At 62.8% G+C, this 14,070-nt stretch carries 14 protein-coding genes; 9 read left to right on the top strand and 5 right to left on the bottom strand.

Going from position 1 to position 14,070, the window contains the following annotated elements; genetic code table 11:
* Positions 1-408, bottom strand: a complete 408-nt coding sequence (locus ACYPXD_RS12060) for a DUF2471 family protein (RefSeq protein ID WP_459711201.1) — start codon at positions 406-408, stop codon at positions 1-3.
* An 82-nt stretch (positions 409-490) separates the two neighbouring features.
* Positions 491-1,165: a helix-turn-helix domain-containing protein gene (locus ACYPXD_RS12055; protein WP_459711199.1), complete on the bottom strand. Its 675-nt coding sequence runs from the start codon at positions 1,163-1,165 to the stop codon at positions 491-493.
* Between the two features lie 154 nt (positions 1,166-1,319).
* Between ACYPXD_RS12055 and ACYPXD_RS12050 the strand changes: the two genes are divergently transcribed.
* Both ACYPXD_RS12050 and tdh read left to right on the top strand, forming a co-directional pair.
* On the top strand, positions 1,320-2,519 hold the full coding sequence (locus ACYPXD_RS12050) for a glycine C-acetyltransferase (protein ID WP_459711197.1): 1,200 nt from the start codon (positions 1,320-1,322) through the stop codon (positions 2,517-2,519).
* 50 nt (positions 2,520-2,569) lie between these two features.
* Positions 2,570-3,598, top strand: a complete 1,029-nt coding sequence (gene tdh, locus ACYPXD_RS12045; protein ID WP_459711192.1) for an L-threonine 3-dehydrogenase — start codon at positions 2,570-2,572, stop codon at positions 3,596-3,598.
* Between the two features lie 43 nt (positions 3,599-3,641).
* Here tdh and ACYPXD_RS12040 read toward each other — a convergent pair whose 3' ends face one another.
* Entirely contained in the window at positions 3,642-4,307 is a 666-nt protein-coding gene (locus tag ACYPXD_RS12040; protein WP_459711190.1) for a YceI family protein, read from the bottom strand.
* 177 nt (positions 4,308-4,484) lie between these two features.
* Here ACYPXD_RS12040 and ACYPXD_RS12035 point away from each other — a divergent pair, with 177 nt between their 5' ends.
* The 3 genes from ACYPXD_RS12035 (at position 4,485) to ACYPXD_RS12025 (ending at position 6,436) form a co-directional block, all read left to right on the top strand.
* Positions 4,485-5,204, top strand: a complete 720-nt coding sequence (locus tag ACYPXD_RS12035; protein ID WP_459711188.1) for a TetR/AcrR family transcriptional regulator — start codon at positions 4,485-4,487, stop codon at positions 5,202-5,204.
* A gap of 19 nt (positions 5,205-5,223) precedes the next feature.
* Positions 5,224-5,700, top strand: coding sequence for a nuclear transport factor 2 family protein (locus tag ACYPXD_RS12030; RefSeq protein WP_459711186.1), 477 nt, complete (start codon positions 5,224-5,226; stop codon positions 5,698-5,700).
* 214 nt (positions 5,701-5,914) lie between these two features.
* Positions 5,915-6,436 carry a hypothetical protein gene (locus ACYPXD_RS12025; RefSeq protein ID WP_459711184.1) on the top strand — a complete coding sequence of 174 codons (522 nt, stop codon included), beginning with the start codon at positions 5,915-5,917 and terminating at the stop codon, positions 6,434-6,436.
* Positions 6,437-6,467: 31 nt separating this feature from the next.
* Here ACYPXD_RS12025 and ACYPXD_RS12020 read toward each other — a convergent pair whose 3' ends face one another.
* Together ACYPXD_RS12020 and def are read right to left on the bottom strand one after the other, a co-directional pair.
* On the bottom strand, positions 6,468-7,844 hold the full coding sequence (locus ACYPXD_RS12020; protein WP_459711182.1) for an aldehyde dehydrogenase family protein: 1,377 nt from the start codon (positions 7,842-7,844) through the stop codon (positions 6,468-6,470).
* Positions 7,845-8,102: 258 nt separating this feature from the next.
* Entirely contained in the window at positions 8,103-8,612 is a 510-nt protein-coding gene (gene def / locus ACYPXD_RS12015) for a peptide deformylase (protein ID WP_459711180.1), read from the bottom strand.
* Positions 8,613-8,999: 387 nt separating this feature from the next.
* On the opposite strand from def, the gene ACYPXD_RS12010 reads away from it, so the two are divergent.
* Genes ACYPXD_RS12010 through ACYPXD_RS11995 form a run of 4 tightly spaced genes read left to right on the top strand, consistent with a single transcriptional unit; the run spans position 9,000 to position 13,831 of the window.
* The gene (locus ACYPXD_RS12010; RefSeq protein WP_459711178.1) at positions 9,000-11,153 is read left to right on the top strand and encodes an FUSC family protein; all 2,154 of its coding nucleotides are present in this window, start codon (positions 9,000-9,002) and stop codon (positions 11,151-11,153) included.
* Positions 11,150-12,658 (top strand): efflux transporter outer membrane subunit, encoded by a 1,509-nt coding sequence (locus tag ACYPXD_RS12005; RefSeq protein ID WP_459711176.1) that lies wholly within the window; start codon positions 11,150-11,152, stop codon positions 12,656-12,658. Before ACYPXD_RS12010 ends, ACYPXD_RS12005 begins: the two co-directional genes overlap by 4 nt.
* A complete protein-coding gene (locus ACYPXD_RS12000; protein ID WP_308835388.1) occupies positions 12,648-12,848 on the top strand; it encodes a DUF1656 domain-containing protein in 201 nt (66 codons plus the stop codon). The genes ACYPXD_RS12005 and ACYPXD_RS12000 overlap by 11 nt, the downstream gene beginning before the upstream one ends.
* A complete protein-coding gene (locus tag ACYPXD_RS11995; protein WP_459711172.1) occupies positions 12,848-13,831 on the top strand; it encodes an HlyD family efflux transporter periplasmic adaptor subunit in 984 nt (327 codons plus the stop codon). The genes ACYPXD_RS12000 and ACYPXD_RS11995 overlap by 1 nt, the downstream gene beginning before the upstream one ends.
* The last annotated feature ends 239 nt before the right edge of the window (positions 13,832-14,070 follow it).

Here is a 14,070-nt window from a genome sequence, read left to right as displayed (position 1 = left end):
CTACCCGCCCCAGGCTCGCGACCGGCGCTGGCTTCTTCTTGCCCGCGGTTTGCCCGCCGCAAGCCGGGCCGCTTCGCGCTGCGCTTCTTCGTACGCGACGACCGCGAATGCGAACACCGCGGGCAACGCATTCGATGCGCCGAAATCGACGAGGTCGTCGGTTTCCGGATAAGGCAATGCCGTCGGCCGCTGAAACAGACCCAGCATCAGCGCGTCGTGCCGGCTGGCGAAGCCGAGATCGGCAAGCGCTTCCGCTTCGATGGCGTGGAGCAGGCGCCACGTGAGCGGAACCTGCTGTGAGATGTAGCGCGACGCGATATGCCGGACGATGTGCGCGAGGTCGCGCGCCGCATGCTGGTAGCGCAGCGCGGCCAATGCGGCATCAGGATCGGTGGACGAGCGGTTCATGTCGGCTCCGGTCGCAGTCGGGACGGGCGTATACTGTACAAATATACAGTATTGGTTGCAAGTCCGCGCTGCCGCAGCGCCTTCAACCGTGAATCACCACCAGCAGCGCCTTCGCTTCGCCTTTACCCGCATTGCGAATCGCATGCGGCTCGTCGGCCACGTAGCGCGCGGTGTCCGCCGTTTTGAGCCGCTTCGTGGCACCCGCCGCGTCGATATCGATTGTGCCGTGCAGCACGGTCAGGTGCTCGCGCGTCCCTGGTTCGTGTGCGTTCGATACCAGCGCGCCGCCTGCGGCAAGCGTAAGCTCATACCACTCGAACTTGCCGGCGAGCTCGATGGGCCCCCACACACGCAACTGGTATTTCGCATCGTGTCCGCTCAACGTCGGGATCTCGTGCGGGCCGGACACCGCAATCGCCTCCGGCGCCTTCGGCGGCGCGAATAGCGAATCGAGACTCACACCGAGCGCGTTCGTCAGACGCCATGCGACCGCAATGGTCGGATTCGCCTTGTCGCGCTCGATTTCGGACAGCATCGACTTCGACACGCCTGCCGCGCGCGACAGATCGTCGAGCGTCATTTTGCGTTCGCCGCGCAGGCGCTGGATCTGTTCGCCCACGCGCGGGGGCGCCGCCACTGCCGAACCGGGCGCGCCTATCCCGGTTGCCCCGGTTGCCGCCGCCGATGCCGCCGCGCTGCGCGAGCCACGCGACGCGCGTGACGCGCGCGACCCAAGGGGGGATTCCGAACTTGCCATTTACTGACCCATCGGTTAGAGTTGTTCGATATATCGAACTTCAATTCGAAAAATCGAATTTTTCCGGTAAAGCTGACAACCGACTATAACAGGCTGCCGCGCGTCGAAGCACATCAACTACACGCGGGCCGCTCATTCGAACAGGAGCTGATTCATGCGCGATGCTTTCCTTTCCCATTTGCGCGGTACGCTCGACCAGATTCGCGCCGATGGCTTCTATAAGACGGAACGTGTGATCGCGAGCCCGCAGGCCGCCGATATCCAGCTCGAAGACGGCACCGGCGTGCTGAACTTCTGCGCGAACAATTATCTGGGCCTCGCCGACGATCCGCGGCTCATCGCGGCCGCAAAGGATGGGCTCGAGCGCGACGGCTTCGGCATGGCGTCGGTGCGTTTCATTTGCGGCACGCAGACCGTGCACAAGGAACTCGAGCGCGCGCTGTCCGCGTTTTTGCACACCGACGACTGCATCCTCTATTCGAGCTGTTTCGACGCGAACGGCGGATTGTTCGAAACGCTGCTCGACGAAAACGACGCGATTATCAGCGACGAACTCAATCATGCAAGCATCATCGACGGCGTGCGGCTCGCGAAGGCGAAGCGCTACCGCTACAAGAACAACGATCTCGCGGATCTCGAAGCAAAGCTGCAGGAGGCCGATGCCGCGGGCGCGCGCTTCAAGCTGATCGCAACCGACGGCGTGTTCTCGATGGACGGCATCATTGCGAACCTTTCCGGCATCTGCGACCTCGCGGACCGCTACGGCGCGCTCGTGATGGTCGACGACTCACACGCGGTCGGTTTCATCGGCGAGCATGGCCGCGGCACGCCCGAACATTGTGGCGTGCTGTCGCGCGTCGACATCGTCACCGGCACGCTCGGCAAGGCGCTGGGCGGTGCGTCCGGCGGCTATGTCGCGGCGCGCAAGGAAATTGTCGATCTGTTGCGGCAGCGCTCGCGTCCGTATCTGTTCTCGAACACGCTGACACCGAGTATCGCAGCCGCGTCGCTGAAGGTGCTCGAACTGCTCGATAGCGACGAAGGCGCGCGTTTGCGCGAACGCGTGCGGGCAAACGGCGCGCATTTCCGCCGCGCGATGAGCGCGCTCGGCTTCACGCTGGTGCCCGGCGAGCATCCGATCATCCCCGTGATGCTCGGCGATGCGCAACTCGCGTCGAAGATGGCCGATGCGTTGCTGCACGAAGGCGTCTATGTGATCGGCTTTTCCTTTCCCGTCGTGCCGCGCGGCCGCGCGCGAATCCGTACGCAGATGAGTGCGGCGCATACCTCTGAACAGATCGATCGCGCGGTCGACGCGTTTGCGCGCGTCGGCCGTTCGCTCGGCGTTATTTGAAACGGGCGCCGCTCTCGCTCCACCTCGCCAGAACACTCGCAGGAATTCCAATGAAAGCTTTGGCAAAACTCGAACGCGCGCCGGGTCTCACCCTGACCCGCGTGAAAAAGCCCGAAGTCGGCCACAACGATGTGATGATCCGCATCACGCGCACCGCGATCTGCGGCACCGATATCCATATCTGGAAGTGGGACGACTGGGCGCAAAGGACGATTCCGGTGCCGATGCACGTCGGCCACGAATATGTCGGCGAGATCGTCGAAATGGGCCAGGAAGTACGGGGCTTTGCGATCGGCGACCGCGTGTCCGGCGAAGGCCACATCACATGCGGCTTTTGCCGCAACTGCCGCGCGGGGCGCCGTCATTTGTGCCGCAATACGGTCGGCGTCGGCGTGAATCGCGAGGGCGCGTTCGCCGAATATCTGGTGATTCCCGCGTTCAACGCGTTCAAGATTCCGCCGGAAATTTCCGACGACCTCGCCGCGATTTTCGATCCGTTCGGCAATGCGACGCATACCGCGCTGTCGTTCAATCTTGTCGGCGAGGATGTGCTGATTACCGGCGCGGGGCCGATCGGCATCATGGCGGTCGCGATTGCGAAACACGTCGGCGCGCGCAATGTCGTGATCACCGATGTCAACGATTACCGTCTTGAGCTGGCGCGCAAGATGGGCGCGACACGCGCCGTGAATGTGTCGCGCGAAACACTGCGCGATGTGATGGCGGACCTGCATATGACCGAAGGCTTCGATGTCGGCCTTGAAATGTCGGGCGTGCCGAGCGCGTTTACGAGCATGCTCGAAGCGATGAACCACGGCGGCAAGATTGCGCTGCTCGGCATTCCGCCGGCGCAAACCTCAATCGACTGGAATCAGGTTATTTTCAAGGGACTCGAAATCAAGGGCATTTATGGCCGCGAGATGTTCGAGACCTGGTACAAGATGGTCGCCATGTTGCAAAGTGGGCTCGATCTTTCGCCGATCCTGACGCACCGTTTTGCCGTCGACGATTACGAGCGCGCGTTCGCGACCATGCTGTCCGGCGAAAGCGGCAAGGTAATTCTCGACTGGACGGTTTGACCCGATCAAGCCGAGCGACGCGGCTGCGCTGCCGCGCATCGATTCAACCCGCCGATCCCGGCGGCGGCTTGTCGAATTCGGCCTGAATCCGCACACGCACCTCATCGCCGACGGCCGGAAACCACGTCGACAGTCCGAACTTCGAGCGGCTGAAGCTGCCTTCGGCGGAAAAACCCATCGTGTCGAGCTTCGTCAGCGGGTCGACGCCATAGCCGTTGAACTTTACATCGAGCGTGACAGGCTGCGTCGTGCCGCGAATCGTCAGATCGCCGGTCAGCTTGCCGCCGGTTTCGCTTGTGCGCTCGAAACTCGTGCTGACGAAGCGGATGTCCGGATAGCGCGCCACATCGAGCATCTCATCGCCCTTCACCATCTTGTCGAGCTGCGGTACGTTCGTGTCGATGCTCGCGGCGTCGATCGTGATGGCCGCCGAGCTGTTCGCCATTCCGCCCGCACGCCAGTCGAGCTGACCGGTGACGCGGTCGAAGCGCATGACGAAGCGCGAATACTTGAAGTGGTCGACGTCGAATGTGACGCTCCAATGACTCGGGTCGAGCTTGTAAGTGCCGGTTGGGACGCGCGACTCGGTGGTGCTGACGGTATGCGTGACCACTTCGAGCGGCGTGCACGCATTCGTCACGGCTGTCGCGGCCACGACTATCAAAAACGCACGCACGCAAGCGGCAGCGCGGACAGCGGTTTTCTTCATGACTTCTTCTCCCTTCGATTCGGCACGCATCCCGAACGATAGCGCACGGACAGCTTTTCGCAAGCCGCCGATGCAAGCTAATGGTGCAAGTGACCGATGCCGCCGCCAACCCAGCCGTACACACCGTCCAAAAAAGATGACTTGACGAGGTAGAATGACCGTTCTACTATCCGTCGCATGGCTACCTCGAACGAACCGTCATCTGCTTCCACTTCCAGTTCGGCGCGCGACCGGCTGCTCGAAGCGGCCGAAGCGCTGATCTACGCGGGCGGAATTCATGCAACCGGCGTCGACGCGATCGTCAAGCAGTCGGGCACCGCGCGCAAAAGCTTTTATACGTATTTCGAATCGAAGGACGCGCTGGTCGCGGCCGCGCTCGAGCGGCGCGACGAGCGTTGGATGAAGTGGTTTATCGAAGGCACGCTGCGTCATGGAAAGCGGCCGCATGCGCGTCTGCTCGGCATGTTCGATGTGCTGCGCGAATGGTTCATTTCCGATGGCTTTCACGGCTGCGCATTTCTGAACGCCGCCGGTGAAATCGCCTCGCCCGACGACCCGATTCGCGTCGTGGCGCGCGAGCACAAGGAGCGTCTGCTCGCGTTCGTGCGCACGCAATGCGACGAATTCGTCGCCTCGATCGGCGTGGACGCGCGGCGTGCCGCAAGGCTTTCGCGTCAGCTGCTGGTTCTGCTCGACGGCGCGATCGGCGTTGCGCTCGTCAGCGGCGATCCGGACGCGGCGCTCGATGCGCGCAGCGCAGCCGAACATGTGCTCGATGCTTATCACGCACACAACGAGGCTCACAACAAGGCTCACAACAAGCCCCGCACCTCGTCCCCCACCCGTCCGCGATCGGGCGGGCAGCCATCCACCGCAAGTGACCGTAACCAGCCTTAAGCGACCTTAGGAGGTCATCATGGCAGAGATCGAAACCCGTCCGCCCGTTCCGCCCTTCACGCGCGAAACGGCCATCCAGAAAGTGCGCGCCGCAGAAGACGGATGGAACACGCGCGACCCTGAACGTGTATCGCTTGCCTATACGCCGCAAAGCGTGTGGCGCAATCGCGTCGAATTCGCGACGGGCCGTCCGGAGATCGTCGAATTGTTGCGCCGTAAATGGAAGCGCGAACTCGACTACCGGCTGATCAAGGAATTGTGGGCATTCGGCGGCAACCGGATCGCGGTGCGTTTCGCATACGAGTTCCACGACGATTCGAACAACTGGTTCCGCGCGTACGGCAACGAGAACTGGGAATTCGACGAAAACGGGCTGATGGCGCATCGTCACGCAAGCATCAACGAAATGCCGATCCGCGAAACCGATCGTCTGTTCCGCTGGCCGCTCGGCCGTCGCCCCGACGATCATCCGGGCCTGTCCGACCTCGGCCTCTGATTATTCCAGGTCAATTACTGCCTATTGCGCAGTGTCTACGGTGAACGTTCCTGCCGGACGTTCGCCGTTGTTTCGTTAGCTTTCCGAATATCGTCCGTCGGCATGTCGCCGATTGTGGGTTACAGTGCGCGTTGAGGACGCCAATCGATAAAGACCGCGGTTTTGACCGGCGTGCGCAAACGGACATCGGCATGCGACCGCTGGCGGAGACGACATGCGCTTTCGGCAGAGCAAGAACACCAAGAAAAGCATGTGCTGCGCCATGGCGGCGCTCTCGGTCGGACTGGCAGCATCGTCTGCCTATGCGCAGTGGTGCGGCGGCGGCATCTGGGTCGACGCCATGCTTGCGTCGTATCACGTCGATCCCGACCCCGACACACACTTCGAACAGTTCAACCCCGGCCTTGGCGTCGAATGCTGGCTCAACAACCAGTGGGTGCTCACGGCAGGCGGCTTTCGCAACTCGCTGCGCCGGCCTTCGTTCTATGGCGGCGGCGTATGGGCGCCTGAGTTCGCGCATTGGGGTTTCGTCAGGCTCGCCGTGATGGGCGGCATTATCTCCGGCTACAACTACAGCGACTGGGGCCTCGGACACAATCACTCGATCGGGCCGGTTGTCGCGCCGATCGTGATGACCGAATACAGGCGCATCGGCATGAACTTTATCGTGATTCCGCCGATTCCTTCGGATGACTTGCCATTCACGATCGGGTTTCAGTTGCGCGTGAAGTTCTAGGCCGCCGTACGCGCTTCAAAACGTCAAAACGTCAAAGCCTGAAGACGATCATCTTCTCCGCCGTCATCTCGTGCGCGGTGTACGGAATGCCGCCGACGCCATATCCGGATTCATGCCGGCCCGCGAACGGCATCCAGTCCGTGCGAAATGCCGTGTGGTCGTTGATCATGACCGCTGATGCGTCGAGCCCTTCGGCCGCTTCGAACGCGGACGCCAGATCGCGCGTGAAAATGCTCGACTGGAACGCGACCGGCAACGAATTGGCTTCGGCGATCGCTTCTTGCAGCGATTGGAACGGGTAGACGCAGGTCAGCGGCCCGAAAACCTCGAGTGTCGAAACTTTCGCGTCCTTCAGCGGATTCACGAGCACCGTCGGCGTCAGCGTCGTCGAATTGACGCGGCCGCCGCCAAGCTGTTTGGCCCCTGCCGCCACGGCTTCCTCGATCCAGCTCTCCACACGGTTCGACTCGGACGGCGTGATCAGCGGCCCGACCTCGGTTTCGGCAAGAACGGGATCGCCGACGCGCAATGCGGCCACGCGCGCCGCGAAGCGCTCGACGAATGCCTTCTGAAGGTCCGCATGCACATAGATGCGCTGGATCGACACGCACACCTGGCCCGCATGGTAATAGCCGCCCTTGGCGATCGGGTCGATGATCCGTTCGAGGTCCGCGCTTTTATCGACGATCGCCGGCGCGACGCCGCCATGCTCGAGCGCGCAGCGCGCCCCCGGGGCGAGCTTCGAGCGCAAATGCCAGCCCACCCGCGCCGAGCCGATAAAGCTCAGAAACGCGACGCGCGCATCGGTGACGAATGCTTCGGATAGTCCGCGATCTTCCGGCAGGAAGGTCTGCACCCAACCCTCCGGCATCCCCGCTTCATGAACGAGCTCGACCAGTTCGAAGCAGTTGAGCGGCGTCGCGGTCGCGGGCTTGACGATCACCGGACAGCCGGTCGCGATCGCCGGCGCGACCTGGTGCACGACGAGATTGAGCGGATGATTGAAGGCCGAAACCGCGGCGACGACGCCGATCGGTTCCGCGATGGTCCACGCGCGGCGATTGTCGCTGGCCGGCGTGACGCCCATCGGGATCTCGCTGCCCGCGCGCGTTCTCAAGAGCTCCGCCGCGTTGCGTACGCCGTCGATTGCCCGGTCGGTTTCGATCAGCGCGTCCGTATAAGGCTTGCCGCCTTCACGCGCAATGAGCCGGCCGAAGTGTTCGCGCTTCGCTTCCATTAGCGTCGCGAGCTTGCGCAGGATGTCGATACGCTGGTGAGGCTTGAGCCACCCCTTTCGATCCTTGAACAGCTTCGATGCGGTGGAAAGCTTGCGCTCGAGCGCGGCTGCATCGTCGCCCGGTAGCTGCCTGATGGGCGCGCGGTCGAATGCCTGGACAACTTCGATCATGACGATCTCCTTGAATCCGGGTTCCGGTTGCTGCATTCCATTCGAACAAGCCATTCGTACTAGCTTAGGCGCTCTCTGTCGATGCTGCAGACAGGCGGGCGAAGTCCATGCGCAGCGGCGTCGTATGTGCGGACACATGCCGACACATCGGTGCGGCTCGCACACCGGCAAGGCCGTATCTCGCAAAGGTGAGGATTTTCGGGAGCCGGCTGAAGTGAAGCGCGCCGCATCATCTCACCTCACCTCATCTCACCGAAGTCATTCTCTGATCTGCGCAGTCGTCCTGTCCCAAGGCTCCGTCCGGTTGGCGATATCGACATAGAGAACACCGTTCAGATGATCGACCTCGTGCTGAATGATGCGCGCGTGAAAGCCGTGCGCTTCGCCGCCGATCTCATTGCCGTCGACGTCGTACGCGACGTAGGAGATGCGCGAGTGGCGCGTGACGTAACCGCGCTTGCCCGGCACGCTGAAGCAGCCTTCGATATCTTCCACGGCTCCATCGCCCGAGGTGATGACCGGATTGATGAGCGCGGTCGGCGGCACCGGCGCCTCGCCCGGCGCGCGCTCGCCGCCGCGAAACTCGAGCACGACGATGCGCTGGCCGATACCGATCTGCGGCGCGGCGAGACCGACGCCGCGCCCGCTGCGCATCGTGTCGAACATATCGGCGACGAGCGCGCGAAGCTCATCGGTGCCGAAGGCGGTTACCGGCGCGGCGATTTGCCGGAGCATCGGCGATTCGAAGGGAAGGACGGTGCGTTCCATAATGAAATCCATGGTTTAAAGGTTGCGTCATGCACGTGCGACGCCATGGCGACCTCGCCCGCTGTCGAAGAGAGACTTGGCATGTACCGGCCGATTCAACGCCTTGCCTGCGTGTCGCAGGCATAACCTTACTGGTATTTCGAACGAGGTATGTTCAACCGCGACATTGCTCCCGAAAACCCTCACCTTTGCGGTTTGCCGCGTCGCCGCGCGCCAGGGCAAATACCAGCCGGCTTGCGAAACTTTCCGTGCGTAAGTGACAGGGTCACTGTTTCATTGGCGGTACGTTTTGCAGGCGATTGGATCGGATTCGATCGTGCTGTTTTCGTCTGAGCGATCGACCGGCGCTGCGCGCGGCTCGTCATGGCATCGAGCGAGGTTGAGGGAATGGTCCTGCAAGATCTTCGCCGGGAGTTCGCTGCTTACGGAAGCGACGAGTGGCCGCGCGTGCTCCATGCCGTGAAGGCCGCACTTGCCGCCGTGCTCTGTATCGTGATCTGCATGCGCATCGAACTGCGCAGCCCCGGCACCGCGATGGTCTCAACCGTGATCGTGATGCTCCATCAGCAAAGCGGCATGGTGATCGCGCGCGCCTTTTACCGCGCGCTCGGCATCTGTCTCGGCAGCCTCGCGGGGCTCATGCTGATGTGCATGTTCGCGCAGCAGCCGCCGCTTTTTCTGGCGGGGCTCGCGCTGTGGATTGGACTTTTCGTTGCCGGCGCATCGTATTTCCGCAACTTCCAGTCGTACGGTTTCGTGCTGTCCGGTTACGCCGCCAGCATCACGACCGTCGCCGAATGGTCGAATCCGTACGATGTCGCGACGAATGTGATCTACACCGTCAGCGAGGTCGTGATCGGCGTCGCGAGCGGGAGCCTGGTGAGCGCGATTATCTTGCCGCAGCGCGTCACGCCGTCGGTCGACAACTGGCGGCACAGTGCGCTCGCGAAGCTGCTGCACGAGTTGCGCGGTTCGGCGCTCGGCACGGCGGTGGCGGAGCCGATCGGCCGCTATCTCGACCTCGTGCGGGAAAGCGTCAAGCTCGAGCAGTTGCGCACGGCCGCCGTCTTCGAGGACCCGGAGATGCGGCTGCGCATCGACGCGCTGGAGCGGCTCGAGACCGCGTTTCTCGACGCGATGACACGCATCCATGCGATTTGCCGCGCGCGCCAGGGGGCGGCGCGCGCGGGGCCGCACTGCCGTGCATGGCTCGACGGGCAGTTCGCGACGCTGGCTCGCATCGTCTCGAACGCGCAGCAGACCGACCTGCGGCACGAACATGCGATCGATTCGTTGCGCGCGCAACTTCATGCGTTCGAATACGAGCTGTCGACGTCGATTGCGAACGAACGGGCGTCGTTGCCCGCCGAACCCGCCGACGAAGCGGCCGCACTCGCGATGGCCGGCGCCGAGGTCTACACGACGGTGGCGTCGCTGAGAAGGTTTTGCACGGCGTCGAAGGCGGCCACGCAGACGCCGGGCAAGCGTTTGACTCAATCGATCGTCAAGGCGGTCTCGTTTCTGCGTGTCGTCCAGCTGCGCGCAAGCCGCACCGCAGCGATGATCGCCGGCATTCGCGCGTGTTGCGCGCTCGGTTTCGTTGGTATTGCATGGGTGATTTCGGAATGGACCAACGGCGTGACCGCGCTGATTTCGGCGGGTATTGCGAGCGGCCTCTCGTCGCTGAGCCCGACCCCGCTCAACGCGAGCTGGCAAATGCTGGCCGGCTGTTTCTGCGCGACGATCGCCGGTTTCATCGTGAACTTCCTGCTGATGCCCGGCTTTTCGGAAGTCGAATTGCTGGTGATCTGCGTCGGCGCGTTCGTGTTTATCGGCGGCTACATCATTACGTTTGCCCAGGTGACGCCGTTCGGCCTCGCGTTCAATCTATATTTCGCGCTGACGCTCAATCTGACGAACCCGGCTGTTTACAACCCGCCGGCGTATCTCGACCGCAGTTTCTCGCTGCTGTTCGGTATTGCCGTGGTGGTTGCGTCGTTTCTGCTGATTTTCCCGCACGAAGGGAGGTGGGTGGCGAGGCAACACGCGCGGCATATTCGCGAACTGCTGTTGCATGCGGCCACCGGCACGATCGGTTCGGATGTATCCGCGCAAATCGCCGCATCGATTCGCGATCTGATCGTGCGGCTCAATACGCTGCCGAATCTCTCGGGCGCCTATCGCGAAGCGGTCCGAAACTGGGCGTTCGGTTCGTTCTGGATCGCGAACACGCTGCTGCAAGTGCGCCACTACAGCGTGATATACGCGGACCTGATGCCGTTGCATTGGCCGCCAACGGAACAGCAGTGGCTCGATGCGATGACGGCGGTCGCGCGGCATGACACGCGTGCGGCGACCGAAGCGGCCGTGCTCGCGACGCAGCAGGCGATTGCCGTTCTCGAAGCACCGCGGCAGGAAGAAACGGGGACGGTGAAGGGCGATCTCGCGTTGTTCAGGATTACTGTGGGCCTGTACTCGGTCAAGCTCGCGTTGAGCGAGCACCTCGCGGACTGGCCCCGGCGCGAGCGGGCGATGCAATGAGCGCGCCGGCCATCCGGTCGTTACGTGAAGTGCGGCTTGTCGCCGTCGCCGTTGCGGCCGCGATCGGTATTGCGGTTGTTTTATGCGGCTGTATCAACGGGCGCGGCATCAAGCCTGAAGCGTCGTATATCGACACCACCTCGGTCGATGCCGGCGCCGCGGTACGCGACGCCGCGCGCAGCGCTGGCTGGCCCACCGACAACTGGTGGGAACAATGGGACGACCCGCAGCTCGATCAGCTCGTCGCGCGCGCCGTGGCCGGCAGCCCGACGCTTGCGATCGTGCAGTCGCGGCTGACCGCGGCGATCTGGCAGGCAAGCGCGCTGCGTGCGTACGAATTTCCCGAAGTCGACGGCCGCGCCGATCTGGCGCGCGCGCGCTTTCCTCGCTATGGGGGCCCGTCGCCTCCCGGCGGCACGACAGTATGGAGAAATTCCGCCGCCATCGATTTCTACTACGACCTCGACCTTTGGGGGAAAAATCGCGCGCGCGCATCGGGGGCCGAAGATATCGTCCATGCGTCGGTAGCCGACGCGCAATTCGCGACGCTCGAGCTGCAGGTGGCGGTGGTACGCATCTATAACCAGCTTGCGGTGCAATACGCGCTGCTCGATGTCTACCAGACGATCAACGACGACGAGAAACACAACGCCGATATCGCGACCGCGCGGCGGCAAGCCGGTATCGGCAGCAATGTCGAACTGAGTCAGGCGGTCACGCAATACAAGGCAGGCATCGCGGATATCGTCAGCACGCGCAATGCGATTGCGCTTGCGCGGCTGCAGATTGCGTATCTGGTCGGCGAGGGCCCCGGTTTCGGCGATTCGCTGACGCGGCCCAAACCGCCGGGCGAGAAGAATGCGGCGTTGCCAACGTCGTTGCCGGCCGAGCTGATCGGGCATCGTCCGGACGTGGTCGCGAGCCGCTGGCGTGCGGAGGCCGCGGCAAGGGCGATCGACGTCGCGCACGCGGAGTTTTATCCGAACATCGATCTCGTTGCGACGGCGTCGCTGCTCTCGACTGCGCAGTTCGGCGGATTCTTCAACTTCGTGAACAGCGACGCGATCGGTCATAGCGTGGGCGTCGCGATTTCGCTGCCGATCTTCGACGCGGGGCGCCGCCGCGGCAACTATGGCGTGGCGACCGCCGAATACGACGAAGCGGTGCTCAAGTACAACGACACGGTGCTTTCGGCGATGCAGAATGTCGCGCAGCAGGTCACCTCGCTGCAATCGCTTGCGGTTCAGCAATCGACTGTCGAGGATGCGTTAGTCGCCGCGCAGCAGTCGTATAGCCTCGCGAGGCGCGGCTTCGCGAGCGGCATCACCGAGTATCTCGATGTGCTCGTCGCGCAGAAAGCGATGCTGCAACAGGAACGGGACCTCGTGCTCGTACAGGGACGCCGCGTCGACGAATGGGCGCTGTTGATGAAAGATCTGGGCGGCGGGATTGCGCCGGTTTCGACGCCTGAGAATGCGTCGTCGGGAGGGGATCATGCCCGTTGAAGTGAGCATCCTTGGCTTTTTCGCGCCGACCCTACTGCCGCTGCTCGTTGTCTGCACGGCGTGCTTTATCGTGATCGACCTGGTCCTTGCGCGATTCGGTGTCTATCGCTTTGCGTGGCATCCGGGTCTTTTGAGGGTATCGCTTTTCGCCGTGCTGTTTTGCGGCGCCGCGCTGCTGATTCATCGTTGATGAACAAGCTGTCAATCATTCGAACCGGTGTCACGATCGTCGTGGTGATCGTGGCGGTGTCGCTCGTCCACGCGATCTGGGATTGGTATATGTACGCGCCGTGGACGCGCGACGGCAGGCTGCGCGCGAACGTGATCCGGATTTCGACCGACGTGTCGGGCCTTGTGACGGAAGTGCGTGTCAAGGACAACGATCTCGTGCATAAGGGCGATATTCTGTTTGTTCTGGATCCCTATCGATTTCGCTATGCGATGGACCAGGCCGACGCGGACGTTGCGCGCGCCGACGCGCAGGTAAAGCAGGCCGACGCGCAACTGGCGGCAAGCAAGGCCGACTACAGAATGCAGCGCGATAAAGCGACGAGGCGCGAAAAGCTGGCCGGCGACGTCGTGTCGGAAGAAAACCGCTCGGACTACGCGTTGCAGGCGCAGCAGTCGTTCGCCGTGCTTGAGGCGGCGAACGCCGCTTACACGGCGGCGCGAGCGAATCTGAAGGCGGCACTCGTACGCCAGGAGACTGCGCGTCTCGATATGGAGCGCAGCCAGGTGCGCGCGCCGACCGAAGGCTACATCACGAACCTCGATCTCTATCCCGGCGACTTCGCGCACGCGGGCGAGGCCAGACTGGCGCTCGTCGATTCGAATTCGTTCTGGGTTTACGGCTATTTCGAGGAAACCAAGGTTCAAGGCATTCGCGTCGGCGACCGCGCGACGATCCGCCTGCTCGGCGGCGACGTCGATCTCGAAGGCCATGTCGACAGTATCGCGAGCGGCATCGTCGATCGCGACAATCCGACCGCGACCGGCAATCTGCTCGCGAACGTCGATCCGATCTTCACGTGGGTCCGGTTGGCGCAGCGCGTACCGGTGCGCATCCATCTGGACCACGTGCCGCCCGGCGTCCATCTCGCGATGGGCACGACCTGCACGGTGACGCTGAAGGTCGCGACGGCGGACGTCCAAAAGCGGCGCAAGCCTTCCTGACCGGCGCTTCGACGCGCGAGCCGAATCGGTAGTCGGTCTTCGCTACGGCCGGCCGCGCGTCGCTCCACCCTCCACCCCCCGCATTCGTCACTTCCCGCTCCGCGTAGTCAATCTTTTCGCGCATAAACCGGCGTCGCCCGGGCTTTCATCCATTTCACATCAGAAAGTGTTGTGTAAATGCTGAATGCATCGTCGTGGATCGCGTAAACCAAATAACAATCATTCGCATTTGCGTATAA

This window comes from Paraburkholderia sp. 2C (assembly GCF_054589215.1).
Note: the sequence above shows the minus strand (reverse complement) of the source record. Positions and strands in the feature narration are given on the sequence as shown.